Source organism: Alkalibacterium putridalgicola, from assembly GCF_900109825.1.
In the GTDB taxonomy this organism is placed as follows: domain Bacteria; phylum Bacillota; class Bacilli; order Lactobacillales; family Carnobacteriaceae_A; genus Alkalibacterium; species Alkalibacterium putridalgicola.
Genome location: NZ_FOBL01000035.1, coordinates 1 through 24,638 on the forward strand (window position 1 = coordinate 1; position 24,638 = coordinate 24,638).

27 protein-coding genes are annotated in these 24,638 nt (G+C 45.0%); 13 read left to right on the plus strand and 14 right to left on the minus strand.

The annotated features are described in order from the left end of the window. Positions 1-320 precede the first annotated feature (320 nt). The 4 genes from BMX84_RS10250 to BMX84_RS10265 form a co-directional block, all read right to left on the minus strand. Positions 321-1,250, minus strand: coding sequence for an ATP-grasp domain-containing protein (locus BMX84_RS10250; protein ID WP_218142374.1), 930 nt, complete (start codon positions 1,248-1,250; stop codon positions 321-323). Positions 1,251-1,415: 165 nt separating this feature from the next. After that, on the minus strand, positions 1,416-2,555 hold the full coding sequence (locus BMX84_RS10255) for a hypothetical protein (RefSeq protein WP_091489439.1): 1,140 nt from the start codon (positions 2,553-2,555) through the stop codon (positions 1,416-1,418). Then, the gene (locus BMX84_RS10260; RefSeq protein WP_177165545.1) at positions 2,548-3,105 is read right to left on the minus strand and encodes a sigma-70 family RNA polymerase sigma factor; all 558 of its coding nucleotides are present in this window, start codon (positions 3,103-3,105) and stop codon (positions 2,548-2,550) included. Before BMX84_RS10260 ends, BMX84_RS10255 begins: the two co-directional genes overlap by 8 nt. Before the next feature lie 675 nt (positions 3,106-3,780). After that, positions 3,781-4,968 (minus strand): M20 family metallopeptidase, encoded by a 1,188-nt coding sequence (locus tag BMX84_RS10265; RefSeq protein ID WP_091489443.1) that lies wholly within the window; start codon positions 4,966-4,968, stop codon positions 3,781-3,783. A gap of 133 nt (positions 4,969-5,101) precedes the next feature. Between BMX84_RS10265 and BMX84_RS10270 the strand changes: the two genes are divergently transcribed. Together BMX84_RS10270 and BMX84_RS10275 are read left to right on the plus strand one after the other, a co-directional pair. Further along, positions 5,102-5,956, plus strand: coding sequence for an aldo/keto reductase (locus tag BMX84_RS10270; RefSeq protein ID WP_091489444.1), 855 nt, complete (start codon positions 5,102-5,104; stop codon positions 5,954-5,956). A 23-nt stretch (positions 5,957-5,979) separates the two neighbouring features. After that, the gene (locus BMX84_RS10275; protein WP_091489446.1) at positions 5,980-6,351 is read left to right on the plus strand and encodes a YccF domain-containing protein; all 372 of its coding nucleotides are present in this window, start codon (positions 5,980-5,982) and stop codon (positions 6,349-6,351) included. A 25-nt stretch (positions 6,352-6,376) separates the two neighbouring features. On the opposite strand, the gene BMX84_RS10280 is transcribed toward BMX84_RS10275, so the two are convergent. Together BMX84_RS10280 and BMX84_RS10285 are read right to left on the minus strand one after the other, a co-directional pair. Continuing rightward, positions 6,377-6,994, minus strand: a complete 618-nt coding sequence (locus BMX84_RS10280; RefSeq protein ID WP_091489450.1) for an alpha/beta hydrolase — start codon at positions 6,992-6,994, stop codon at positions 6,377-6,379. A 13-nt stretch (positions 6,995-7,007) separates the two neighbouring features. Then, positions 7,008-7,931: a ring-cleaving dioxygenase gene (locus tag BMX84_RS10285; RefSeq protein ID WP_091489451.1), complete on the minus strand. Its 924-nt coding sequence runs from the start codon at positions 7,929-7,931 to the stop codon at positions 7,008-7,010. Between the two features lie 141 nt (positions 7,932-8,072). Between BMX84_RS10285 and BMX84_RS10290 the strand changes: the two genes are divergently transcribed. The 3 genes from BMX84_RS10290 (at position 8,073) to BMX84_RS10300 (ending at position 10,601) form a co-directional block, all read left to right on the plus strand. After that, positions 8,073-8,591: a DNA topology modulation protein gene (locus BMX84_RS10290; protein WP_091489452.1), complete on the plus strand. Its 519-nt coding sequence runs from the start codon at positions 8,073-8,075 to the stop codon at positions 8,589-8,591. A 1-nt stretch (position 8,592) separates the two neighbouring features. Next, positions 8,593-9,576, plus strand: coding sequence for an NAD(P)H-quinone oxidoreductase (locus BMX84_RS10295; protein WP_091489453.1), 984 nt, complete (start codon positions 8,593-8,595; stop codon positions 9,574-9,576). 89 nt (positions 9,577-9,665) lie between these two features. Then, the gene (locus tag BMX84_RS10300) at positions 9,666-10,601 is read left to right on the plus strand and encodes an aldo/keto reductase (RefSeq protein ID WP_091489454.1); all 936 of its coding nucleotides are present in this window, start codon (positions 9,666-9,668) and stop codon (positions 10,599-10,601) included. Between the two features lie 56 nt (positions 10,602-10,657). On the opposite strand, the gene BMX84_RS12440 is transcribed toward BMX84_RS10300, so the two are convergent. Together BMX84_RS12440 and BMX84_RS10310 are read right to left on the minus strand one after the other, a co-directional pair. Beyond that, positions 10,658-11,140 carry a hypothetical protein gene (locus BMX84_RS12440; RefSeq protein ID WP_143058710.1) on the minus strand — a complete coding sequence of 161 codons (483 nt, stop codon included), beginning with the start codon at positions 11,138-11,140 and terminating at the stop codon, positions 10,658-10,660. Positions 11,141-11,318: 178 nt separating this feature from the next. After that, a complete protein-coding gene (locus BMX84_RS10310; RefSeq protein WP_091489456.1) occupies positions 11,319-12,197 on the minus strand; it encodes a coiled-coil domain-containing protein in 879 nt (292 codons plus the stop codon). A 162-nt stretch (positions 12,198-12,359) separates the two neighbouring features. Between BMX84_RS10310 and BMX84_RS10315 the strand changes: the two genes are divergently transcribed. The 4 genes from BMX84_RS10315 (at position 12,360) to BMX84_RS10330 (ending at position 16,918) form a co-directional block, all read left to right on the plus strand. After that, positions 12,360-13,034: a response regulator transcription factor gene (locus BMX84_RS10315; RefSeq protein ID WP_091489457.1), complete on the plus strand. Its 675-nt coding sequence runs from the start codon at positions 12,360-12,362 to the stop codon at positions 13,032-13,034. Further along, positions 13,018-14,046 carry a sensor histidine kinase gene (locus tag BMX84_RS10320; protein ID WP_091489458.1) on the plus strand — a complete coding sequence of 343 codons (1,029 nt, stop codon included), beginning with the start codon at positions 13,018-13,020 and terminating at the stop codon, positions 14,044-14,046. The genes BMX84_RS10315 and BMX84_RS10320 overlap by 17 nt, the downstream gene beginning before the upstream one ends. Before the next feature lie 120 nt (positions 14,047-14,166). Then, positions 14,167-14,925: an ABC transporter ATP-binding protein gene (locus tag BMX84_RS10325; RefSeq protein WP_091489459.1), complete on the plus strand. Its 759-nt coding sequence runs from the start codon at positions 14,167-14,169 to the stop codon at positions 14,923-14,925. A 1-nt stretch (position 14,926) separates the two neighbouring features. Further along, a complete protein-coding gene (locus BMX84_RS10330) occupies positions 14,927-16,918 on the plus strand; it encodes an FtsX-like permease family protein (protein WP_177165546.1) in 1,992 nt (663 codons plus the stop codon). 46 nt (positions 16,919-16,964) lie between these two features. Here BMX84_RS10330 and BMX84_RS10335 read toward each other — a convergent pair whose 3' ends face one another. From BMX84_RS10335 to BMX84_RS10350, 4 genes are all read right to left on the minus strand, one after another. Beyond that, positions 16,965-17,861 carry a glycine betaine ABC transporter substrate-binding protein gene (locus BMX84_RS10335; protein WP_091489463.1) on the minus strand — a complete coding sequence of 299 codons (897 nt, stop codon included), beginning with the start codon at positions 17,859-17,861 and terminating at the stop codon, positions 16,965-16,967. A 208-nt stretch (positions 17,862-18,069) separates the two neighbouring features. After that, positions 18,070-18,960 (minus strand): glycine betaine ABC transporter substrate-binding protein, encoded by an 891-nt coding sequence (locus tag BMX84_RS10340; protein WP_091489464.1) that lies wholly within the window; start codon positions 18,958-18,960, stop codon positions 18,070-18,072. Positions 18,961-19,064: 104 nt separating this feature from the next. Continuing rightward, entirely contained in the window at positions 19,065-20,021 is a 957-nt protein-coding gene (locus BMX84_RS10345) for a glycine betaine ABC transporter substrate-binding protein (RefSeq protein ID WP_091489466.1), read from the minus strand. A gap of 424 nt (positions 20,022-20,445) precedes the next feature. After that, the gene (locus BMX84_RS10350) at positions 20,446-20,880 is read right to left on the minus strand and encodes a GNAT family N-acetyltransferase (RefSeq protein WP_091489475.1); all 435 of its coding nucleotides are present in this window, start codon (positions 20,878-20,880) and stop codon (positions 20,446-20,448) included. 132 nt (positions 20,881-21,012) lie between these two features. Between BMX84_RS10350 and BMX84_RS10355 the strand changes: the two genes are divergently transcribed. Further along, the gene (locus tag BMX84_RS10355; protein ID WP_177165547.1) at positions 21,013-21,846 is read left to right on the plus strand and encodes an SMP-30/gluconolactonase/LRE family protein; all 834 of its coding nucleotides are present in this window, start codon (positions 21,013-21,015) and stop codon (positions 21,844-21,846) included. Between the two features lie 51 nt (positions 21,847-21,897). Here BMX84_RS10355 and BMX84_RS10360 read toward each other — a convergent pair whose 3' ends face one another. Then, positions 21,898-22,284, minus strand: a complete 387-nt coding sequence (locus BMX84_RS10360; RefSeq protein ID WP_091489469.1) for a DUF302 domain-containing protein — start codon at positions 22,282-22,284, stop codon at positions 21,898-21,900. Between the two features lie 183 nt (positions 22,285-22,467). Between BMX84_RS10360 and BMX84_RS10365 the strand changes: the two genes are divergently transcribed. From BMX84_RS10365 to BMX84_RS10375, 3 genes are read left to right on the plus strand one after another with little or no spacing between them, the layout of a single operon-like run. Then, positions 22,468-22,674 carry a PLD nuclease N-terminal domain-containing protein gene (locus BMX84_RS10365; RefSeq protein ID WP_218142373.1) on the plus strand — a complete coding sequence of 69 codons (207 nt, stop codon included), beginning with the start codon at positions 22,468-22,470 and terminating at the stop codon, positions 22,672-22,674. Beyond that, positions 22,674-23,591 carry an ABC transporter ATP-binding protein gene (locus BMX84_RS10370; RefSeq protein ID WP_091489471.1) on the plus strand — a complete coding sequence of 306 codons (918 nt, stop codon included), beginning with the start codon at positions 22,674-22,676 and terminating at the stop codon, positions 23,589-23,591. The genes BMX84_RS10365 and BMX84_RS10370 overlap by 1 nt, the downstream gene beginning before the upstream one ends. Then, positions 23,588-24,355: an ABC transporter permease subunit gene (locus tag BMX84_RS10375; RefSeq protein ID WP_091489473.1), complete on the plus strand. Its 768-nt coding sequence runs from the start codon at positions 23,588-23,590 to the stop codon at positions 24,353-24,355. The genes BMX84_RS10370 and BMX84_RS10375 overlap by 4 nt, the downstream gene beginning before the upstream one ends. Before the next feature lie 12 nt (positions 24,356-24,367). Here the strand turns inward: BMX84_RS10375 and BMX84_RS12545 are convergent. Then, positions 24,368-24,638: hypothetical protein (locus BMX84_RS12545; RefSeq protein WP_177165548.1), on the minus strand; the 271-nt coding region annotated here is incomplete at its 5' end.

Consider the following 24,638-nt stretch of genomic DNA (forward strand, 5'->3'; position numbering starts at 1 on the left):
CAAATAGGCTTTAAGTGCCCTTCGTGACTTTGTCTGTAGCGTGAAGGGCACACAAATAGGCTTTAAGTGCCCTTCGTGACTTCGATTGTAGCGTGAAGGGCACGCAAATAGGCTTTATGTGCCCTTCGACTCATCTATTATCATGCAAAGGGAACATAATAAAAGTTTATGTAATTTTTAACGAATCATAAGAACTCATACACGAAAAAGAGAGAAAGATTCTAGTGAAAAAATAGAAAAAGCTGTGTCATTTTGTTGGTTTATACAAAATGACACAGCTTTTTATGATCTGACATTATTTGTGGGACAACGACTGGAGTTTAAATACGATTAAGTTCTCTTTTCAGATACTTTGCCAACTCGAGCATGGCATGCTGGCCGGCTGCTGTTTCAGCATCGTCATTGTAGTTCGTATTGGTATTGACGTCATACGTATAAATATCGCCATTTTCATCAATAATGAATTCCAGTGCGGCTATATCGATGTTCTGGTTTTTCAGGAACGTTTCGTATCGTTCGATCTGGTCTTCAGGCAGTCGGTCGATGATCGTGAATTTACTTTCCTCAGAAATCACTTCGCCATCCGGTCCGATCTGGCAGACGTCAGCCGGACACAGTTCAAACCCGTTGCTGGAATCCACTTTGACGGCATAAAAATATTTTCTGCCGATGAATTCGGAACGGATGATATGACCGTCCGCTGATCTGATGTACTGCTGGATCAGACTGATCCCATCGATAGAGTCTTCAAAATCAGGACCATAGATATAATCCTTCAATTCATCGAGTGAATACAGCAGACGGACACCCAGTCCTTTACCGGCGCGGTTATGTTTGATGATAAAGGGGAACTCGTCCAGTTTTTCTGCAGCTTTCAGTATGTTTTCCTTTCCGACAGCACCGATGGTTTTGGGCGTTCTGATTCCGGCTTTCTCAAGGGCAAGATATTGTTTCAGCTTGCTGACTTCCAGCTCGACTGCGCCTGTTCCATTGATGACGCGAGCGCCTTTCTGCTCCAGCCAGGATAAAACCTGGTCAGTCAGTTCGGGAGCATAACGGTTGCCTCTCGTGTGAGACGAGGCACTCATGCGGTTATAGTAGATACCGTCTTCCGGCATATTTTGTATATCAAGAAGTCCTTTGGATAAGTCCCAGTCTTCATAGGGAACATCGAGTTCTTCCAGTCGTTTGATCAGATGTTTTGTCCAGTCCATGTTTTCATGTATAATATAAACTTTTTTCATCGTTATAATTCTCCTTTAAAGTTCTTTATGAATCATTAGTATTTCGAGCGATTTAATTGTCTACAATAAATGTAGTGTATAATACATTGCTACTTATTGAAAGAGGAAGAGGAACTTAAAAAAGTAGTGAAAGCGTGTTGTGCCTTTATCTGCACAATACACTTTTGGTTATTATTTATTCAGTTTGATCGTGAAAGGTTCTCCAAAAGAAGTAAATTCAAGCATGCCCGCATCTTCTGGAAACTCGGCAGAATAAAACTGGAGGTGAAGTTCTTCTGATTCCAGCATTTGCTCACTGGTAATGTCAGAATCTTCTTCAGATAGGGCAAGCCGTCCAGTATAGTGAGTCTCAGCTCCGTTATACGTGTAGCTGTGTTGAGTAAATAGTAGCTCATTACCCCGGTTATCTTCTCCGCGTATTTCAATTACTTCAAACGGTATATCGGTCCAGTCGCCTGAAGTTATTTCAATGAAACTGAAGAGTGGGTGTGTGTTTAAGCTTTTAATGGAATAACCATAGAGATCAGTGTTTAACTCTTGATTAATCGAATAGCTATTTGTGTGTTTCTGTAGTCCTTCCCTTGTCGTATCAACAGAAAATGTAGCTCTCCCTTCAACGGGTGGTACACGTTCGTCTCTTTTGGCAGTGTCTTTCATATCAGTAATGAAAAGATCTTCCAAGGTTAGTTCTATGTTGTAATTGTCGGTCATTGAAAAATCCTCATCGAGGTCTATAACTAATATTCGGTTATGAACAGCCTCGTCTTCGCTGACTGTTGTTCCGTAACTTAACATCGAGTCAGTGACTTCTTTTCCATTTATAGAAAGAAGTTTATTCTCTATCCCTCCAAAATGATTGTCTTCTAAAGACTCACCCAAATCAACGAGCATGTTGATGAGTAATAAATCATCGAAAATAAGCATATCTTCAACTTTTATGTCAGCATCTCCAATTGTCTGAACCTGATCGACGGCTATACGTGTTTCGTCAGTTGTCCGTTCTTCTATACCTAAAGCATCAGTTAGGGTATAGCGGAAGCTTTCTAAAAATGAGTATGTTGCGGCTTGAACACGTTGGCCGAGAGGAGTCCGAAGGCCTAGAAACGCTAGAAAAAGTACAGCGGCAACTAACAGGACAGGTCTTTTCCAGCTGGAATTTTTCGGTTGCTCAGTGGATGAATGGTCGAGTCTGTGCTTTACAGAATAGAAGAGCTCGTTTTTCTCTTCTTCGGATATAGTACGCTCTTCGTATTTACTCGTATCTAGCTTGATTTTATTAAGTAAGCGATAAATTTTTTTATCATTATTCATTTCTTGACTCTCCTTTCTTTTCGAAGTGTCGTCTTAGTTTTGATTTGCCCCGGGAGAAACGGCTGTACAAAGCGCCTCGACTTAACCCATGTTTTTCAGCAATCACGTCAGTCGAATCTTGTGATTCAAAGAGATCTTTAAACAGCTTATGATCTTTTTCATTAAGGGGAGCCAACAATTCTTCCAGTTTAATTTCCCATAATTCTTGAGATAAAGGGTTGTCGTTATGTACATTTTCTGTTTCCAGCGCTTCTTCCCAGCTGACGGTCTTTAACTCGTTCCTGTATTTTTTCAGTGTATTGATAGACCGGTACCTTGCAATAACAGCTATCCAGTTTTTGAAACTTGATTTTGATACATCGTATTGTTCGATGTTGTTCCAGATGGCCAGAAAAACGTCGTTTAAGCATTCATCCTGATGACCAGGGAGTGCATAAAGTTGTTTTTGAATGATGGATTTTAATAAGCCGCCATATTTATGGATCAACTCTTCAAGACCCTGCTCGTTTCGTTTTTTGATTGTTTTAATTATCCATTCATCTTCTGCCAAACTATTCCCCTCCTTTGTTCCTTCACATATATATACAAGGATAAAGCCGTGTATCTGTCAAAAATTCAAAATTAATTCTTTATTTTTTCTGCTTCTAAACAAAAGCACGTAAATTATGTAACTTTGGTACTTAGGAAACGGATAGAAGGTAGAACTTACCGAAGTGCTCGAAGTTCGGTAAGTTCTGAGATAAGAAAGACTGCTAAGTGTCGAAGATACCTTAGGTTCGGTAGATAGGAAATGATAGTTCATATCTAATAGCCGAATATAGTCGATTTCGGTAGTTAAGATTACTCCATTCATCTCTAAGTGTCGAACTAAGCCAAACTTCGACACATAGTAAGTATAGTATGTACTCAAAGTGTCGAACATACCTAGGTTCGGTAGGTTCAGTCCCCATACGTTCTGCAAGTTACCGAACACATCAATTTCAATACTGACATTTAACAACGAGAGTATTTACTGCAACTATTTACAATTTAGATAGCATGTTCCGAAGAACATGCTTCCGATTTTACTTTTTGAACATAACTTTATTCAGTATACCAAATAGATAACAGGTTACCATGCGGATATATGCAGCAGAAGGACTTTGGCATTCAACTCGTTTTTAAGGATGATTGCACAAAAAAGCTCTCAAACATGACGTTTGAGAGCTTTTGATTTATGAAGGATTCATCCCAGATAGGAAGCGACGGCTGCGGCCATGGCCTTGGCGCTGATGAGCAGGCTGCGTTCATCGATTTCGAATTTAGGATGATGGTGCGGAAAGCCTTCCTTACCTTCAGGCTTGGCACCGACATAAATGAACGTTCCGGGTTTTTCCTGAAGATAATAGGCAAAGTCTTCCGAAGGAGCGATCGGTCCTGTTTCCAGAACGGCGTTGATTTCAGGTATATTTGCCTGTTCGATCGCTTCTTTTACTTTCAAGGTGACTTCTTCGTCATTGACAAGGACTGGGTAGTCATTCACATAATCCAGCTTAGCTTGGACACCATACATAGACTCGATCCCTTTGGCGATTTTTTTAACTTCGTCTTCGACAAGTGCTCTGGATTCAGTGGAAAGTGTGCGGACGTCCCCTTCGAGTTCCACCGCATCCTTAATGATATTGAACTGCCCTTTACCGTCGAATGAACCGATCGTGACCACGGCAGAATCAAAGGGATCGACGCGGCGGCTGACGATCGTCTGAACATTCATTACGAAGGCACTGGCGGCAACGATGGCATCATTAGCGGTGTGCGGGATGGCACCATGACCGCCTTTTCCCTGGATTTTCAGTGTGAATTTTGCACGGCCGGTCTGAGTCTGACCGCTCCGGTAATAAACGTTTCCGGTTTCCATAGCCGACATCAAGTGAACGCCTAGGACAGCATCCACGCCGTTCAAAACACCAGCTTCGACCATGCTTTTTGCACCGCCCGGCGGCATTTCTTCTGCTGGCTGATGGATGATCCTGACTGAGCCATTCAATTGGTCTTTCATTTCGGCTAATGTTTCAGCAAGGATAAGCATATAGGCTGTGTGTCCATCGTGACCACAGGCATGCATGACACCTTTGTTCTGGGAAGCGAAAGGCAGGTTGGTTTCTTCCAGAATGGGAAGGGCATCGAAGTCGGCACGTAAAGCAAGTCGTGGACCGGGCTTTCCGCCTTTAATATTTACAACTACCCCGCGGTTCCCACCGAAATCTGTTTCGATGCTGTCGACAGGGACATTCTTATAAAAATCTTTTAAATAAGCGGCTGTCTGTTCTTCCTGGAATGACAGTTCGGGATGTGCGTGAAGATAGCGTCTTACTTCAATAAGCCGATCCTGCTTTGCCTCCAGTTTTTTTGTCAGTTCATCAATTAATGACATATTTCTTCCTCCCTATAAATTCTATTAGATGTTTGAATGGTGTTAATAGGATAGAATCTTTATCTATAGTATACTAGTTATAGATAGACTTTGCACAAATCAAGTCAGGATTCAGGAAGCGGAGGGAATTGGAATGGAAAATGTAATTTTAGCCAATGGACTTAAAATGCCGGTGTTGGGGTTTGGCATGTGGCAGAACACAAATGAAGATGAAGCCGTTAAATCGGTGTTAAAAGCAATAGAAGTCGGTTTTCGTCATATTGACAATGCGGCCGCCTATCAGAATGAAGAACTAGTAGGGAAGGCACTTAGAGAAAGCGGGTTTCCAAGAGAAGAGCTCTTTTTAACAAGTAAACTAAGAAATGGTGCACATGGATATGATAACGTGAGACGTGAAGTGGAAGAATCACTGAGAAAACTGGGCACGGATTATCTGGATCTTTATCTGATTCACTGGCCTGTTGTCAAAGGACATGGCGAAGACTGGGCTGAAGATAATCGAGAAACGTGGAAAGCCATGGAAGAACTTTATAAAGAAGGGAAACTGAAAGCAATCGGTGTCAGCAATTTTTCCATCAACCATTTAGAAAATCTGGTTAACCATGCGGAAGTTAAACCAATGGTCAATCAGCTGCTGATTCACCCGGGGGTCACACAGGATGAAGTGAGAGACTACTGCAGGGAGCAGGGGATCGTCGTGCAGGCTTATTCCCCGCTGAACCCTTTAAGTGTTCTGAGAAAAGAGGATCGGGTACGAGAAATGCTTCAGAAGTACGACAAAACGATGGCTCAGATCCTGTTGCGCTTTTGTATGGATCTAGACACCGTACCCTTGACGAAGTCGGCACATATGTACCGGATCGAAGAGAATTTTGATGTCTTCGACTTCGAGCTGGATGAAAAGGATTTTGAGTATTTGTATCAGTGGCAGCACTCGGATTTTCAGGAGTCAGATAATCAGAACGAGCGTCCACCACAGATCAGTTGATTTAATATGAAAGGAAGAAGAGTTTGAAATTATTGGGTAATATCGGGTGGTTTATTTTTGGCGGATTTATCAGCTTTTTTACCTGGCTGATCTTAGGAGTGCTCTGGTCGATCACAATCGTGGGCTTGCCGATCGGGAGGCAGTGCTTTAAATTCTCGACGATGGCGGCAGCGCCTTTTGGTAAGGATATCGAATTCGGACACGGGGGCGTTTCCTTTATGTTCAATGTCCTGTGGCTCGTGCTTGGCGGTTTTGCCTTGGTGGTCGAAGAAGTGACGATGGGTGCAGCGTTCTGTCTGACTATCGTCGGCATTCCATTCGGGCTCCAGCATTTTAAGCAGGCTAAACTCGCCCTGCTGCCTTTTGGAGCGCGTATCGTCAGAATAGGACAGTAAGTTGAATAAAAGAAAAAATCGCCTGTTAATCCAGGCGATTTTTGTTGTTTCTATACCAGTCGGCTGCGGCATCGATTTCTGTGCCAGTCAGCTGATGGCCATGATTTTCCCAATGTAAGGTGACGTCGGCGCCTGCTTCAGAGAGCAGCTGCTCGAGTTCTTCTGATTCTTCCGCCGGACAAATCGGGTCGTTCTTTCCGGCTCCGATAAAGACAGGTCGATCCTTTAAATCAGGCAGCGACAGTCCTCTTAAAGGGACCATGGGATGGTGGAGGATGGCACCGGCTAGGGCATCACTGTAATGTAAGAGAAGGCTTCCGGCGATGTTGGCTCCATTTGAATAGCCGACAGCAACAACTTTACTGCGGTCAAAACCGTGTTCATCTGCTGCATCGTCCAGAAAGTCTTTCAGTTCGCGGGTCCTGAATTTCAGGTCTTCTTCATCGAAGACACCAGGTCTCAAACGCTTGAAATAACGGGACATGCCGTTCTCGTTGATGTTTCCTCTGACACTCAGCACATTGGCTTCTGGATCTACATGTTCTGCTAAGGGAAGCAGGTCCTCTTCAGAACCGCCTGTCCCATGGAGCAGCAGCAGGGTGGTATTCGTCAAGTCTGAGCCTTTTTTAAATAGGTGTTTCATTAATGGTCACTCCTTAATGGTTTAGTGGGATGAGGGTTTTCTCTAATTCTTCTCTTTTTGCTTCATAGTGTTCCGGTAGTTTGAGAGATTCACCGAGGTGATCGGCTTCTTCATCTATAGTGAAACCGGGTGTATCACTGGCGATCTCAAACAGGATATGGCCGTTTTCGCGGAAATAAAGGGATTTAAAGTAATGGCGGTCTTTGATCTCTGTCACCTGCTGGTCAAGGGCGGAGACATACGTATGCCAGTCTTTATGGTCAGCCTCGTTTTGGGCACGCCAGGCGATGTGATGCACGGTCCCTACACCTATCTGCCCAAGCGGTTGGGCTTCTTTTTGTACATCGATAAGGTTGCCGATATCTCCAGTAGCTTTAAGGCGAATGAACTGCTCATTTTCATGAGTTTGTCGCAGTCCTAAGGTTCCGGTCAGGGTTTTAATGGTTTCTTCCGGTTCGGTGGAATACAGTATGGTACCGCCGAATCCTTTGATGGCTACATCAGGATGGACGCCGTCATTCGACCAGCTGTTCAGTGGCCCTTCTTCGCGCTCAACGAGTTCGAGTTTCAAGCCGTGGGGATCTTCGAACTGAAGGTAGGTCTCGCCGAATCGACTGATTTTATTAAACGGAATCTCCTTGTTGAGCAGGCGGTCTTCCCAAAAATCCAGACTGCCTGCTGGAACAGCGTAGGTCGTTAGCCCGACTTGCCCCCCGCCGATGCGCCCGTGTTCTGAATCTGGCCATGGGAAAAAGGTGACAAGGGATCCCGGCTGTGCTTTTTCATTGCCAAAGTATAAGTGATAGGTTTTTGGATCATCGAAATTGACTGTTTTTTTGACTAATCGGAGTCCAAGAACTTTTGAGTAAAAATCGACATTCTCCTGCGGATGTCCGACGATCGCTGTAATATGGTGGATACCAGGCGTTTGTTTCATTAGGTAATCGTCCTCCTTTTATCTCGAATTCGAAGTGGTTTAAGTATACCAAACCCTTACTTTTTGTCAACGATACTGAAAATGAGTATGATTAGGGAAAGGATTCCAACTTTAGTATACTGGATAAGAGAGGTGGTTTCATTGGAGAAGATCGCGATCATCGGTTCATCTGGTTCAGGCAAGTCGACGCTGGCTAGACGTCTGGGAGAGCTGACCGGCTTGCCCGTTTACCATCTGGATGTGCTGCACTGGAAGCCGAACTGGGAAATGACGTCTAAGGAAGAACAGCGTGTCATCCAAACAGACCTGGTTAAACGGCCCGAGTGGATCATTGACGGCAATTACGGAGGGACGCTGGATATCCGGCTCGATGCGGCCGATATGATCATATTTCTGGATTTTAAACGTACGTTGTGCCTCTATCGTGTCATGAAACGCGCCTTGCAGTACCGGAACAAGCGGCGTCCGGATATGTGTGAAGGAAATAAAGAACATGTTGATCTGGATTTTTATAAATGGATCTGGCATTTTCCTGAAGACCAGCGGCCGGGAATCTTAGAGAAGCTTGATAGGGTTTCCAGTGACAAAAAAGTGGTCTGGCTACATACGCCTAAAGACGTTGAAGATTTTATAAATAAAGTGAAAGAAAAGGATGAGTGAAATGAGAGCATGGAGCATTGAAAAACCAGGAGGCAGAGAAGTCCTTAAGCAGATAGAAGTGGAAAAACCAGTACCGAAACAAGGAGAGTTGCTTATAGAAGTGAAAGCGGCCGGTGTCAACCGTACCGATACACTGACCCGGCAGAATACAGGCCTGAGTAGACCCTATCCGATTCTAGGCATCGAAGTCAGTGGAGTGGTCGCAGAAAACCAGTCGACGGATCCTGATTTGAATGCAGGGACCCGGGTGTGCGGACTGGTCAACCATGGGGGATACGGTGAATATGTCATCATGCCGGCTGACCGGGCCATGATCTTACCGGATGAACTAACTTTTGAAGAAGGGGCGGCGATCCCGGAAGTCTTTCTGACAGCCTATCAGACCCTTTACTGGCTGGGTGAACTGGAAGAAAAAGAGAAGATTCTGATCCATGCGGCAGGGAGCGGAGTCGGAACAGCAGCCATACAACTCGCCAGTCAGCTGAGCCAGGCAACGATCTTTGCAACAGCCGGTCACCCTGAGAAACTGGAGAAGGCGAAAGAGCTGGGGGCGCATGTGTTAGTCAACTATAAGGAAGAATCTTTTGACGAGCGCGTGAATGAAGTGACCGAAGGAGCCGGAGTAGATGTCATTTTAGACTTCATCGGTGCCTCATACTGGGAGATGAATCTGGAAAGCTGTGCGGTGGATGCCCGGTGGGTCCTTATTGGGACGCTTGGCGGAAGTGAAGTGGCTGAAGTGTCGTTAGGCGACTTGATGAAAAAACGGATCGCGCTCAAAGGGACGCTGCTTACCCCACGCAGTGATGCGTATAAAGCCCAGCTTTCTAAGGAATTCGCAGAAATCGCCATGCCGCTCTTTAAGGAAAAGCAACTTAAACCGGTCGTCCATACGGTTATTCCTTTTAAAGAGCTGCCGGAAGCGCATCGCATCATGGAAGACAATGAGAATACGGGGAAAATCATTTTGAAGGTAAGTGATTAAACTAATTTTACTGTGTCTTAGTGGATTCACTGGGCTGTGAGCGGTATCATTAGAAGTAGAGAGTAAATATGATGAGGAGTGAAAAGAGAATGAAGAAGCGTATGTTGGGAAATACAGGTATAGAAGTATCTGAAGTGGGATTTGGCGCCTGGCAGCTGGGTAATGCGAGCGACTGGGGCCGGATGAGCGATGACGAAGCGATCCGACTGGTCCATGAAGCACATATGAATGGCTGTTTCTTTTTTGATACAGCACCGAATTACGGTCTGGGAAAAAGTGAGGAACTTTTAGGTAAAGCTCTGAAAGAAAACAGAGAACAGGTAGTGATCAGCAGCAAGTGCGGACACCAGGCGAATGATGAACAGAGTTTTGATCCGGATGACTTGATTGCATCAGTGGAAGGCAGTCTGAAACGTCTGGACACCGATTACTTAGACAGTCTGCTCCTGCATAATCCGCCGCTGTCAGCTTTGGATCAGCAGTCACCGCAGTTTCAGGCACTTGAGAAACTGAAGAAGCAGGGGAAAATCAAAGCATACGGAGCTTCTGTGGATACGGGCAAAGAAGTCAACCAGATCCTTGATAAAACAGACAGTCAGATCATTGAAGTCATGTTCAATATTTTTCATCAGGAACCCCTTAATGCAATGAGCCGTGCTTATAATGAAGGCGTCGGCCTGGTCGTCAAAGTACCTCTGGATTCGGGCTGGCTGACAGGCAAGTATGATGAAAACAGTACATTTGAGGGAATCAGAAGCCGCTGGAGCAGGGAAGATATTGAAAGACGTGCCGAACTGGTCGATAAAGTGCGCAAAATCATTGGGGAAGATGCTTCGATGACCCGAGTGGCTTTACAATACATCTTGTCTTATAAAGAAGTATCAACCGTTATCCCGGGAGCCAGAAACAGTGAGCAGCTGCTGCATAACCTTTCAGCTTCGCAGGATCTGCTTCCTGAAAAGATGGTTCAGGACTTGAGAGGCTTGTGGATCGAAGAAATAAAAGGCCGTCCGCTGCCCTGGTAAGAGTTTCATGAGTGCAGTTAGCGGAGGCGTTGAATCTTACCGAATAAACTGGAGAGTCAAAATGTTGGAATGTTCTCAAGAAAATCGGTCGGAATGGTGCCAATGAAGCGCGCATTCGGCGTACTCAGGATAAATTCAGTTTGAGCACTGCCAATGATTGGCGCATTCGACGTACTCAGGACAAATTCAGTTTGAGCACGACCAATGAAGCACGCATTCGACGTACTCAGAAGAAAATCAGCTCGAGCACGGTCAATGACGGGTGCATTCGACGCACTCAGAAGAAAATCAGCTCGAGCACGGTCAATGACGGGCGCATTCGACGTACTCGGGACAAAAACAGTTTGAGCACGGCCAATGAAGCGCGCATTCGACGTACTCAGGGAAAAATCACTGTGAGCACTGCCAATGAGGGGTGCATTCGACGTACTCAGGGGAAAAACAGTTTGAGCACTGCCAATGAAGCGCCCATTCGACGTACTCAGGGGAAAATCAACGTGAGCACGGCCAATGAAGCACGCATTCGACGTACTCGGCACAGAATGAGTATGAGCACTGCCAATGAGATCACTAAAGAATCTTATACTACTGATAAGCAGAATCACGTGCATTAAAAGCGAAGAAACTGACCTGAAGAGGTCAGTTTCACCATCATGAACAGACAAAACAGCGGGCGGTCTCAGAAATAACTGAGATCGCCCGCTGTTTGCTTTGTCTTTAATAATACAACTGAAGTTCTTCCAGCTGATTCCCTAATTCTGAACGACGTTCCTGGAGCTGTTTCTGGATACGGTCGACTTCCATATAGATCGTATCGAGATTATCCATGTTGCGCTGGATCGTATCTTTTGTACTCCAGTCAGAAAAGACATTGTCAAAGAAGACATCGAATACCCGTCTCATTTCACCGAGACTTTCGTAATCCAAGACATTGTGCAGATCGACGTCTTTCAGTTCTTTCTTGTAACGTTCGATCAGCCCTTCCAGATAGAAGAGTTCTTCTTCAGCTTTGTCGATTTTGTCATACTTGAACATGTCAACGAGAAAGCTGTCGGTGAACATATCCCATGTGGCTAATGAGTCAGCGGACTCCAGTTTCTCCAGGGTCGAGTCGAGACTGTTCAAGACACTCTGACCGGCATTCAGCGCTTCGCTGATCTCACGGATCTCGGCCTCCATTACAAGACGCTGTTCTTCTTTTTGAGAAAGTGTTTCCTGGAACGTCGGATCTGTTGCTCTCAGTTTTTCTTTCAGTGCTTCCAGTTCCTCTTTAAGCCGACTGATTTCATCGATGATTCGGGTGAGTTCTTCTCGGGCTTCCAGATACAAAGCCGAAGCTAGATCCAGTCGCAGTTTGGCCTGGATCTGTTCCTGTTTTTCTTCATAAAGCTTCTTGTCATGTGTACCGATCACCGTTCTTAAAAAGGTAGTGAAAGACTGGGCCTCCAGTCTTTCCACATCTTCCTTTTCTTTCTGAAAGACGACTTTGGCATCCGTGTAGTCGCGTTCCTTATCCCGGAACCGTTCTTCAGCGGACTTTTCTTTTTCGACCAGTCGTTCAAGCTTGATACGCAGAGTTTCATATGTATGGTTCATGTGATTCATTCTCCTCCTTCAGTCTTTCATTCAGTATAGCACAGCGCTTACAGGAATGGATGGGTCTGAGGAAGTATTTCCGGAAAATGAGACTGCAGGCTGATTCTTATGCATAAAAGTAATGGTATACTGTACTTAGTATGAAACGGGAGGCCTAAAAAGATGTTTTCGATAATGATCGTAGAAGATGATGATGTGATCGCATCGTCCTTGCAGGAAGAACTGATCAAGTGGAACTATGATGTACATAAACAGGAAGACTTTACTGCTGTACTGGATTCCTTTATTCAAATCAAACCTCAGCTGGTTCTTATGGATATTCAATTGCCGGCCTATAACGGCTATCACTGGTGTCAGGAGATCCGGAAAATTTCTGAAGTCCCTGTCATTTTCATTTCTTCCCGAACCGACGACATGGATCTGGTCATGGCCATTCAGATGGGGGCGGATGACTATATCCAGAAGCCCTTCCAGCTGACGGTAGTGGTCGCCAAGATACAAGCCATGCTGAGACGCACCTATGATTTTTCCGACACTGATCATTTTTATTCAGCCAGTCAGGTGATATTGAAGCCATCGGAGCTGAACCTTGTCTATCAGGATAATAAAGCGTCTTTGACCCGAAACGAAATGCTGATAATGGAGATCCTTTTCAAGCATAAAGGCGAGTATGTATCTAAAGAACTGATCATGCGGCAGTTGTGGGAAGATGAATCGTTTATTGATTCCAACACGTTGGCGGTCAATATCGCACGCCTCAGAAAGAAACTGAAGGCCCTAGGGAAAGAGGATTTCATCGTGACGAAAAAGGGTGTCGGCTATGCCATTATGGAATGAAGGATCAGGAAGACCGGATTGGAAACGCTGGGTCAGTCCTTTCGTTAAAGCAGTTGCGCCGCAGTTTTTTCTATTCTCAGCGATAATGATTAGTTTTGCCCTCCTCATCTTCTTTACAGAAAGTGAATTTTCCTTATTCTGGTATGGTGTACAGCTGTCGTCATTCTTTTTTATTCTTTCCCTGATCATTCAGTGGATACAGTATCTGAACCGCGTCCGGGAGGCAGAATCCGTCCGTTTCGGATCGGATGCGCGAAATGATAATAGAAAGCTCAACGCGATCGATGCTCTTTATCAGGAGAAGTATCAGGAGCTGTATGAAGAATACCAGTCGTTCAAGCAGGAAACAGTCGAAAAAGACAGAGACCAGATGGACTATTTTACTCTGTGGCTGCATCAGATAAAAACACCGATATCTGCCATGAGCCTGCTCCTGCAGAAAAATCCCGAAACGAAAGATGGGCTTCGTCTGGAACAGGAACTGATACGAGTCAATGACTACACGCATATGGCCTTGAATTATCTGAAGCTCGAAGACAGCGGGAAAGAACTGGAACTCGAGGAAATAGCCGTTGCTGATGTCATTAAAGTGATCTTGAAAAAGTATGCGGTCTTTTTTATCTACAAGGATATCAGCGTGGAATATGAACCCTCGGAGCAGACCGTCCTGTCTGACAAAAAATGGCTGGAAGTCCTGATCGAACAGCTGGTTTCCAATAGTCTCAAATACACTAAGGCAGGTGAGATCAGTATCCGTTTTGAAGATGAACAGACACTGATCATCGAAGACACCGGCAGCGGCATACGGCAGGAAGACCTGCCGAAGATTTTTGAAAAAGGGTACACTGGGCTTGACGGGAGGCTGCACAGTAAGTCGACGGGGCTGGGTTTGTTCTTGTCCAGAAAGATTTGTCGGCGTCTGGGGCATGCCTTGACCATTGAATCAGAACCAGGAAAAGGAACCAAAGCGATCATTGATTTTGGTGAAAAATCATGGGATCTGTTTGACTGACCGCCGGATAAAGAAGAATCTTACAATTCTGTAAGGTTCTTTTCGTTTTTGTAAGATTAGATGAATGCTGGCGCTTTGGATCCGAAGTATGATAGGACTATAGCTAAGGAGGAAACAAACATGACATTTATAGACGTTAAACATTTAAAGAAAGTATACACATCAAAATTGGGTTCAAAAGGAACAGAGGCGTTAAAAGACGTAAACTTTTCAGTGGAAAAAGGGGAATTCATTTCGGTGATGGGGGAATCCGGTTCCGGAAAAACGACTCTGCTGAATATTCTTTCTACTTTAGACAGCGCGACAGAGGGTGAAGTATATCTGGATGACCAGCCTTTATCTTCTATTAAAGATAAAAAGGTTTCAAGGTTCAGAAGAGAGCAGCTCGGTTTCATTTTCCAGGATTTCAATCTGCTGGATAACTTTACTTTAAAAGATAATATCCTGCTCCCGCTGGTCCTTTCAAGAAAGGCAGTGGATGAAATGGAGACAGCCCTGCAGCCGCTGGTTGAACGTTTAGGGATTGCGCATCTGCTGAATAATTACCCTTATGAAGTATCCGGTGGTCAGAAACAGAGAGCAGCTGTAGCGAGAGCACTGATCACTCAACCTAAAGTCATTCTGGCGGATGAACCGACTGGGGCTCTGGATTCGAAATCTTCACAGAACCTCATGGAGATCCTGTCAGATGTGCATCAGAATGGTCAGACGATCGTGATGGTCACGCACAGTGCACGGGCGGCCAGTTATTCCAGTCGGGTACTCTTTATACGGGACGGACAAGTCTATCATGAACTTTATCGCGGGGACAAAGAACCGGATGCCTTTATCGACAGCATCTCAAAATCGCTCCTGGTGTCATCTAAAGGACGTGTGTGATATGAAAATCAGCTTTTTTTCTAAAATGGCCTGGCGGAATATAAAGTCGAACCGGAAACTATACATTCCTTACAGTATTTCGTCTGTTTTATCGGTCGCTTTATTTCAGATGATGGCCAGTCTGATGACCAATGACTTTGTCAGACAGCGCTCCTCCACACTGCCGACTCTTTTTGGCATGGGGACAGTGGTCATCGGCCTATTCTCCGTTATCTTTATTTTTTACGTCAACAGCTTTCTGATGAAGCGGCGTAAGAAAGAAATCGGTCTGTACAGCGTGCTGGGGCTTGAAAAAAGACATGTGGCTCATATATTAGTCATCGAGAACATCATGGTGAGCGGGCTGAGTATCCTTGCGGGAATCCTTGTCGGGGTCTTATTCGGCCGTCTGAGTTTCCTGTTCCTCAATTATCTGCTGAACCTTCCAAATGCTGTGGGTTATTCCACATCATGGGGAATGACTGGTGTGACTGCCCTGCTTTTCATAGGGATTTTCACTCTGACCCTCTTATATAATATTGCGCAAGTGACCTTTTCGAATCCTATCCGGTTACTGAAAGGTGGCAAAGAAGGGGAGAAAGAACCGAAAAGTTCACCGATTCTTTTTGTCATCGGCGTGCTTTCTCTGGGAGCGGGGTACTACATCTCTCTGACGATCGATAATCCGATCAGTGCGATCTCTCAGTTTTTTATCGCTGTGCTGCTCGTCATCATAGGAACGTATCTCCTGTTTACAACGGGATCGATCGTTATATTAAAGGCATTGAAACGAAACAAGGCATTTTACTATAGACCAGGTCCATTTATATCCATATCGGGGATGCTTTATCGAATGAAACAGCATGCTGTCGGTCTGGCAAATATCAGTATCCTGTCGGTCATGGTGATCATTGCTGTATCGACAACTATTACGCTCTATGCCGGGACAGAAGAGACCTTAAACAATCGTTTCCCTGAAGAAAATAATCTTTCGATCATGACAGACGATGAGATGAACAGTAGAGAGCTGAAAAGTGCGATCCAAACGGTTCAAGGAGATTTGAATGAATTGAGCAGCGATGAAGGCTATACGATGACAGATCAGTACTTTTTCCGCTATGTGACACTTTGGGGAGAGATGGAGGGGCAAACACTGGCATTCAAGGATTTCCAGGGTGTAAGCGAGATACCTTTGATGGTGCTGATCATGCCTGTGGATGACTACAACCGGCTGGCTGAAGACCCTGTCACGCTACGCGGGGACGAACTGCTTTATTATGCCCCTGATCCTGATCTGGAAAGAGAGTCACTCACCCTGTTCGATAAGGCATTCGATTTGAAGCAGATCAATAATATGCCTGGTGTCATGAACGGAATGAGTCAGCTCATCGATCCGATCCTGCTGGTGACACCTGACGACAGTACTCTGGATACCATCAGGGCTCAGTATAACAGTGAGCTGGCCGAATATCCTGTCACGCTTTCGGCAGATTTTTTCTGGTCGCTTGAAAGCAGTCAGAACAGCATGGCGTATGCCAGTTTCATTCATGAAGAACTGAGAGAAAATGACTATCCAATAGGCTTGTTCTATGAATCCAGAGACGGCAACCGGGAAGAATGGTACAGTACGAACGGCGGCTTCTTATTTATCGGGATTTTCCTGGGGGGGCTGTTTACGATCGGTGCTGTACTTATTACCTATTATAAGCAGATCTCAGAAGGGTACGAAGACAGGGAGCGCATTCAGATCATGCAGAAAGTCGGACTGGACAAAGAGACGACCAGACAGGCCACACATTCCCAGATACTCTGGATGTTCACTCTGCCCATTCTAACTGCTGCCCTGCACACGGCTTTTGCTTATCCGATCGTCCAGAAACTGCTCTTGCTGTTCGGCATCACGAGCAACACCTTGTTCCTGCTGACGACAATAGGCGTCGTTATGGGGTATTCACTGATTTACTGGATCATTTACCGCATCACATCCAAACTCTATCTCAACATAGTCGAATAAAAAAAGGTTCAGGAGTAATTTCCTGAACCTTTTTGCTTTATAGTGTTTATTCTGCGGGTTCCAAGTCTTCGATCGAATCGATGTCCATATATTCCGGAACAACGAGACCAATGACCGTTCCTTCCATATTAGGACCCATGTCGACGATCTCATCGCCGTATTCTTCAAGGTAAGCCCCTTGAGTCGTTGGCAGCCATGGAGCGACAGTGACGTCCACTTCGCCCTGAGCCAGTGCCTGAAAGAGGATAGAAGGATCCACATTATTGACATTGACCTCAAATCCATGTTCTTCCAGCACTTGAGAAATCACAGCTGAAGAGGCACGTTCGGAATCCCATGGGAACGAACCGAGTTCGATTTCCTGTCCATCCACTTCATCCACGCCTTCTGTCCAGCTGTCAACAGTATCCTGGTTTTCCTCGATCCAGTTAGCCGCAGCTTCTTCGAAGTCTACGTCTTGAGCTTCCAGCATGATACTTTGCATGTCCTCGACTTCCCAAGAGAAGTTTTCCAGAATTGCATAGGCTTCGGGCATATCTTCTTCAAAGCCTTCACGGGCCATCGTATGAACGAATTCTGCTTCGCCATAAACGCCTTCCGGATCTTCCAGGAATTTCAGATCATACATTTCAAACATATAGTGAGGCGTCCAACCGGTCACGATGATGGGTTCTTCGTTATCGATAGCTGAATCCAGCTGTCCCATCATACCAGCTGTCGAACTGGTTTCGAGCTCCCAGCCCTCAAGACTGTCATACTCTTCCAAGGCACGTTCAGTGGTTTCTGTAATACCGGCACCCGGCTCGATCCCTGTGATCGTATATTCTAGCTGTTCTCCGATACTGGCATCACTGTCTTCTGTAGTATCTTCGCCGCCGCATGCTGCGAGTAATAGTGACGCTGATGCAAGTGATAAGAGCTTAATGGGTGTTTTCATTTTCATAAAAATTCCTCCTGTATTTAGTGGGTTTTATGTTGAATAATAAAATATATAATGGTTTATCTCTTCAAGAAACTTTCCACGCACACATTAATGTTATCATAAATAGTTTGTCTTATAAAATAATAAGCATTTTTTAGTATACAAGTGAAAAACCACTGCTTTTCATTTGAGTAATAAAGATATTGTTTCATTGTCGGTCGGACTATGATTACTTGGCAGGGATATCTTCAATGGAATCGATGTCCATATAGGCAGGGACAACTAAACCAGATTTTGCTCCAGGAAGGTTAGGACCCAAGTCGACCAGGTCGTCTCCATATTCTTCCATAAAGGCACCGTGAGTCATCGGCAGCCACGGGGTTACAGTAGCATCTGCTTCGCCAATGGCTAAAGCCTGGAATAAAACAGAAGGATCCACACTTGTGACATTGACGTCAAATCCGTGATTTTCAAGGGTCAATGACATCACATGCGCTGAGGCGCGTTCGGTATCCCAGGGCATTGAGATTAGGTCGATCTCCTGTCCGTCACTTTCAGGCACACCATCGGTCCATTCACTGACTAGATCCTGATTTTCGTCGTACCAGGTCTGAGCCGCTTCTTCAAAAGGAACATCCTGAGCATCGAGGACGATCTGCTGCATGTCTTCCGTTTCCCAAGCAAAATTGTCTAATATAGCCGTTGCATCGGGCATATCTTCTGCTAAACCAGTACGGGTCATGGTGTGGATGTTTTCTGCAGCACCAAAACCTTCTTTGGGATCTTCAAGTATCTTCAGATCATAGATCTCAAAAATATAATGAGGCTGCCAGCCGGTAATGATGATCGGTTCTTCGTTTTCAATAGCCTGCTGCAGTTCCACCATCATACCGCCAGTTGAACTCTCCTGGAGCTCCCAGCCATCCAGATTGTCATAAGTATCCAGGGTGTTTCGTGCGCTTTCCGTAATGCCGGAACCAGGTTCGATCCCTGTGATCGTGTAGTCCATTTCTTCAAAGACAGTCGTGTCTTCCTCTGCAGCGGTGTCATCATTCCCGCACGCTGCCATTAATAGTGAGACTGAAGCTAAAGATACTAATTTTATAGTTGTTTTATTCATCCAATTCCTCCATTTTTATTATTTTATACGTTATATCGTGACTATTTTGAAATTTTCCGTAAAAAAAATCGGGAAGAGTTTTCCCGATCCTTCTCAATTGTGATTTACTCGTTTGCCGGTATGTCTTCGATGGAATCGATATCCATGTATTCTGGGACTACTAATCCGGATACAGTTCCGCTGATATTTGGTCCTAGATCATCGATGTCTTCACCGTATTCATCCATAAAGGCACCGTGAGTGACCGGTAACCATGGCGCAACAGTTCCGTCACCATCGCCTGTGGCCATTGCTTTGAACAGGATAGCGGGGTCTACATTCGTCAAAGTCACGTCATATCCCTGCTGTTCTAGTACGGCTTTCATCATATGTGCTGAACCACGTTCGGTATCCCAGGGGGTTGAAAGAAGTTCGAATGCTTCACCGTCGACCTGATCGACACCTTCTGTCCATTCCGATACAATATCCTGGTTGTTTTCTACCCATTTCAGACCAGCTTCTTCATAACTGGATTCCTGGGCCTCGAGAACCACCTGCTGCATGTCGTCGATCGTCCATTCGTAATTATCTAAAATGGCATACGCTTCAGGTTTATCTTCTTCCAGTCCCATGCGTGCCAGAGAATGGATGTCTTCAGGCTCGCCAAAAGCCAGTTCTGGATCCTCAAGGAATTTAAGGTCGTACATCTCAAACATCTGGTGTGGGGTCCAGCCTGTAATAATAATAGGTTCTTCGTTCTCATAAGCCTGTTCCAGCTCGGTCATCATCCCGGCTGTCGAACTGTCCTGCAGTTCCCAGCCGTTCAAACTGTCGTATTCTGCGATGGCATCATGTGTCAAGCCGGTAAGACCAGCCCCCGGCTCTATTCCGGTAATGGTATATTCCATTTGTTCACCGATATTCATATCTGTGCTTTCAGCTGAATCATCGCTGCCGCATGCTGTGACTAACAAGGATACAGAAGCTATGGAAGCTAATTTTAATGGTGTTGTTTTCTTAATAAAAATGATCCCTCCGTTGATTGATTTTGAATGTGTATTGATAAAGACTATAATTTTCATGAAAATTTCAGAAAGTCTTAAATCGCCTATATAAGCGTAACACAGATTTTTAATTTTTCAAAATGGCTCAACAGCAAGGGGAAATGAAAGGAGAGTAAATCGTGCTTAAACTTTTCCATGAACTGGGCCTACCGACTCAAATAGAAAAGTCGTTTGAACGAGTAAGCGAAGTTCCAGGCCTGCCAGCTTATCGATCAGAATGTCACTGAATAGGTAAAGAACGATCGGGGTCTACCAGCTCAATGATCACCTGACAGACAAGCGGGCAAGCGCAGAGCCAGGCTTACCCGCTCAAAAAGAAGCCTGGCAGCGAGTATGTATGCGGAATGCCAGGCTTCTCAACTCAAATATAAACATCAACGGGAGCTGGTAAGAGTAGGCAGAGTTCGCCGGTCTACCAGTGATGCAGAAGGGGTTAAGGAGTTCAGGCTTCCCAATTCATTTTGATGAATGCGACACTATCAAGCTTCTCTCCAGAGTGAAAACCCAGCGAGGCGTAAAATGCTTTTGTTTTTTCAGTATCATCGGTCAGCAAGACGATCTGCCGGATGTGAGCATATGAATCAAGGACTTTTTTGACCAGAGTCGTGCCGATCTGCAGACGCTGATGTTCTGGATGCACAAGGATATCCTGGATATAGAGAATGGATGCATCATCTCCAACCGTTCGAATCAGCCCGACGAGCTGATCATCTTTCCAGGCACTGACATAATGAAGAGATCCCGGGAGAATCTTCTTCATTTTTTCCGGATGATCCGTATAACCGGTCCACCCAACACTTTTATAAAGAGCCATGAGCTCCGATGTATCGATCAAATCATTGACACTATAAGTTATGGTGGGATTTTTATGATTCATGATCTACCTCTTTCTGCGCTGTATTCTACCCTTTCATCATACTACATAAACGCTATAAGAGCTAAAACTAGAAAAAATGTTTCTTTCTGGTGTATAGTGAAAGAAATTACAATAATTAAAGGAGTAGACGATATGTATCGGGCAGATATGTTTGAACCAGAATTAGTCTTTTACGCTGGCAGTTCACTACTTGAAGGTCCTGTCTGGGATGATAAGAATGAACGTCTTTACTTTATATCGATATCGGATGAGATCATTTATCAGCTGGATGTTAAGACGACAGAGTTGAAAACATTCAAAACGGAAGGACCTGTTGGGGCAGCTGTTATCGATGACGAAGGGATGCTGATTTCGGCAGAGAAAAAAGGCATATACCGTATCGATCCTGATACGGGGGAAAGGACATTTGTAGCGCATCCGAATGAGGACGAGCGGTTAAGGTATAATGACGGGAAACTCGATCCTAAAGGACGATTTTTTGTCGGGACGATGGGACAGAATGATATCATAAAAAATGCCGCAGCCCTTTATGTCCTTGAAAACGGCGAATCCGAAGTCCTATTGAAAGATCTTTCGCTGTCCAACGGATTAGGCTGGTCACGTGACGGCAAAGCTTTTTATCATATCGATTCGACAGAAAAGACGGTGACGAAGTATGACTATGATGTGGAAGAAAAACGCTTAGCGAATGGACGAGTGCTGATCCAGCTGGAAGACAGTACGCCTGATGGTTTGTGTGTCGATAAATGTGATGATATCTGGATCGCTGAATACGGCGGCGGAAGAGTCTGCAAGTGGGATTCGGATACAGGAGAGAAGATTTTTGAGATTCCGATGCCCGTGACGAATGTAACGTCCTGTTGTATCGGAGGCAAGGATAATGAGTATCTTTATATCACGACGGCAAAGGATCATGAAGACGACGAAGATTTATCAGGCGGGCTGTTCAGAGCACGCATAAGATAAAAAAAGTGCCGGTGGGAAGACCCGCCGGCACTTTTTCAAATTAAATGGTTATTATACTGCAGCTTTAACAGCTTTTGTGAGGATATCTTCCACTTTGACAGCCGCTTCATGCAGTGAATCGTTATCGACCATATCGATGAGTACAGTCGGCTTCAGTACGCCGGCATAAACGTCTTCGCCTTTTTCATAGACAACGACTTTACATGGCAGGAAATAGCCGACTTCAATCTGTTCGTCCAGCACTTCTTTAGCCAGTTTAGGGTTGCAGACATCTAAAACAGTAAAGTTTTTATCGAACTCAAACCCTTTACCTTCGATTTTATCTTTCAGGTTCACTTCGTAAAGGACGCCGAATGAGTTGTCGGCAATGGCCTGTTTCAGTTTATCCAGTGTGTCCTGGTATGAGTGAGAACTTTTTTCTTCGTATGCGTAATTCATGTTTGAATTCCTCCAGTTATATTATCTTACATCCTTTATTTTCTCTCAATTCTGAAAGAAAAGCAATTAGTTTGCTTACAAAAAGTAAGGTTGTGCGCAACCGAAAATCGGTCTCTGGTCCCTAGTAAAAAAAGGGATTTCATGGTTAAATTAGAACATAATAAAGTTAAAGGAGACGATACTATGGCACTACCAGATATCATGGCCTACTTACCTATCATTATCCCGCTTTTAATACTGCAGGTCACATTGATGATCACGGCTTTACTGCATTTGGTGAAAAATGAGCGGCTGGACCGGAACAATAAAATCGTCTGGGCGCTGGTCATTATATTTGTGAACCTGATTGGCCCGATTTTATACCTTATCTTTGGAAGGAAAGAAGACTGATGGCTGTACTGGAGATCAGCCAGTTAAAGAAGTCGTTTGGAAAACAGACTGTACTGGATGATGTGTCTTTTTCGGTCGAAAAAGGGTCAGTCTTCGGCTTTATCGGAAAAAACGGCGCCGGTAAAACGACCACGATGAATATCGTCCTGGGGCTCCTGAGAGCAGAATCCGGAGAAGTGAAAGTTAACGGAGAAACGGTGATCTATGGGGACACGAAGACGAACCGCTTTGTCGGTTATCTGCCGGATGTGCCGGAGTTCTATTCGTTTCTGACGGCACGGGAATACATGCAGTTGAGCCTGGATGTCAGTGGGACTACATATCCTAACGGCGATCAGAAAATTACTGACCTGCTTGCAATGGTAGGGCTTGAAGACTCCAAAAAACGCATCAGTAACTATTCGCGCGGCATGAAGCAGCGTCTGGGTATCGCTCAGGCCCTCATCAATGATCCTGTGCTTCTGATCTGCGATGAACCGACGTCTGCTTTGGATCCGATCGGGCGAAAGCAGCTTCTTTCTGTTCTGGAAAAGGTGAAGGAAAAAACGACCGTCGTTTTTTCCACGCATATCCTCAGCGACGTGGAAGCCGTCTGTGATGAAGTCGCTATTTTAGACAAGGGGAAAATCGTTACACAAGGCTCGGTGAGTGAACTGAAAGGCCGTCTCTCCTCGAAACGGTGGAGTGTTACCCTTGAAACACTTGCAGATGCGGAGAAGGTCAAAGAGGCATTGGCGCATAACCCGCTTTTTTCTAACATTAGCCAAAAAGACAGCATTGTAGAAGGAGAAACGACAGAGGGCAGACAGGCGATACGTTCCATTATGGAGATCCTTACCCGATTAGCTATCGTTCCGGAGAAAATCGAAAGAATAGAACCGACGATGGAAGAAGTCTTTCTGGAGGCGATCAAATGAGAGGGACGCTGGCGTTTTTAAAAAAAGAACTCATTGAACATACACGAAACTATAAATTATTCATCTTTTTTATCGTTTTTGCCATTATCGGGATACTCAGTCCGTTAAGTGCTAAATTTCTGCCAGAACTGCTGGAAAGTCTGATGGATGAGAACATTACGATCATCCTGCAGGAACCGACACATGTGGATTCATGGGTCCAGTTTTTCTCCAATGTCAACCAGATGGGGCTAGTGGTTATGATCCTTGTCTTCAGTCCGCTGATGGCCAGAGAGTATGAAAAAGGGACCCTGGTTCATATGGTGACCAAAGGATTGCCTCGACTCTCGATCTATTCAGCTAAACTGGCTATGCTTTACCTGAGCTGGACACTGTTTTACTGGATGAGCGCCCTGATCACACTTGGCTATACGTATTACTATTTTCCTGACAGTTCCACGGAGGGGCTGCTGCTGGCTACAGTCAGCATGTATATCTTTGGCTTGATGCTGCTGGCGTTACTGCTTTTGTCAGCAGTGATACTGGAAACGACTTTCGCTCCGCTGCTCGCTGTCGGGGGATTTGTCGGTCTTTTATTCCTCGGTGAACTTGTGCCGGTCATACAAGAGTGGAGTCCTTTGCAGCTTAATTCACGCAATGCGCAGTGGCTGACCGGTCTGGAACCGGGACGGGAAATCATTCAGAGCTTCGCTGTGACGGGGATTTTGACTGTATTCTTTATTGCTGCCGGTGCAGCACTGTTCAGAAAAAAAGCCATCAACTAAGAGTGAATCGGGTTACGTGATGCCTATATGCTCTTCATTCGACGTACTGACGAAGAAATCACTTTGAGCAAGTCCAATACGGCTATCATTGAGCGTGCTCATCGCAGAATCTGCTTGAGTGATGCCTATATGCCCTTCATTCGACGTACTGACGAAGAAACCAGTTTGAGTAAGTCCAATGTGGCTCTCATTCGGCGTGCTCACCGCAGAATCTGCTTGAGTGATGCCAATGATCTCTTCATTGGACGTACTGACGAAGAAACCAGTTTGAGCAAGTCCAATG

Bases quoted from the DNA above. Each gene is read 5' to 3' on its own strand.
- BMX84_RS10255 (WP_091489439.1), bottom strand. From the start codon at position 2,555: ATGAATAATGATAAAAAAATTTATCGCTTACTTAATAAAATCAAGCTA.
- BMX84_RS10265 (WP_091489443.1), bottom strand. From the start codon at position 4,968: ATGTCATTAATTGATGAACTGACAAAAAAACTGGAGGCAAAGCAGGAT.
- BMX84_RS10270 (WP_091489444.1), top strand. From the start codon at position 5,102: ATGGAAAATGTAATTTTAGCCAATGGACTTAAAATGCCGGTGTTGGGG.
- BMX84_RS10280 (WP_091489450.1), bottom strand. From the start codon at position 6,994: ATGAAACACCTATTTAAAAAAGGCTCAGACTTGACGAATACCACCCTG.
- BMX84_RS10285 (WP_091489451.1), bottom strand. From the start codon at position 7,931: ATGAAACAAACGCCTGGTATCCACCATATTACAGCGATCGTCGGACAT.
- BMX84_RS10295 (WP_091489453.1), top strand. From the start codon at position 8,593: ATGAGAGCATGGAGCATTGAAAAACCAGGAGGCAGAGAAGTCCTTAAG.
- BMX84_RS10300 (WP_091489454.1), top strand. From the start codon at position 9,666: ATGAAGAAGCGTATGTTGGGAAATACAGGTATAGAAGTATCTGAAGTG.
- BMX84_RS10310 (WP_091489456.1), bottom strand. From the start codon at position 12,197: ATGAACCATACATATGAAACTCTGCGTATCAAGCTTGAACGACTGGTC.
- BMX84_RS10315 (WP_091489457.1), top strand. From the start codon at position 12,360: ATGTTTTCGATAATGATCGTAGAAGATGATGATGTGATCGCATCGTCC.
- BMX84_RS10320 (WP_091489458.1), top strand. From the start codon at position 13,018: ATGCCATTATGGAATGAAGGATCAGGAAGACCGGATTGGAAACGCTGG.
- BMX84_RS10325 (WP_091489459.1), top strand. From the start codon at position 14,167: ATGACATTTATAGACGTTAAACATTTAAAGAAAGTATACACATCAAAA.
- BMX84_RS10330 (WP_177165546.1), top strand. From the start codon at position 14,927: ATGAAAATCAGCTTTTTTTCTAAAATGGCCTGGCGGAATATAAAGTCG.
- BMX84_RS10335 (WP_091489463.1), bottom strand. From the start codon at position 17,861: ATGAAAATGAAAACACCCATTAAGCTCTTATCACTTGCATCAGCGTCA.
- BMX84_RS10340 (WP_091489464.1), bottom strand. From the start codon at position 18,960: ATGAATAAAACAACTATAAAATTAGTATCTTTAGCTTCAGTCTCACTA.
- BMX84_RS10345 (WP_091489466.1), bottom strand. From the start codon at position 20,021: ATGAAAATTATAGTCTTTATCAATACACATTCAAAATCAATCAACGGA.
- BMX84_RS10350 (WP_091489475.1), bottom strand. From the start codon at position 20,880: ATGAATCATAAAAATCCCACCATAACTTATAGTGTCAATGATTTGATC.
- BMX84_RS10355 (WP_177165547.1), top strand. From the start codon at position 21,013: ATGTATCGGGCAGATATGTTTGAACCAGAATTAGTCTTTTACGCTGGC.
- BMX84_RS10360 (WP_091489469.1), bottom strand. From the start codon at position 22,284: ATGAATTACGCATACGAAGAAAAAAGTTCTCACTCATACCAGGACACA.
- BMX84_RS10365 (WP_218142373.1), top strand. From the start codon at position 22,468: ATGGCACTACCAGATATCATGGCCTACTTACCTATCATTATCCCGCTT.
- BMX84_RS10370 (WP_091489471.1), top strand. From the start codon at position 22,674: ATGGCTGTACTGGAGATCAGCCAGTTAAAGAAGTCGTTTGGAAAACAG.
- BMX84_RS10375 (WP_091489473.1), top strand. From the start codon at position 23,588: ATGAGAGGGACGCTGGCGTTTTTAAAAAAAGAACTCATTGAACATACA.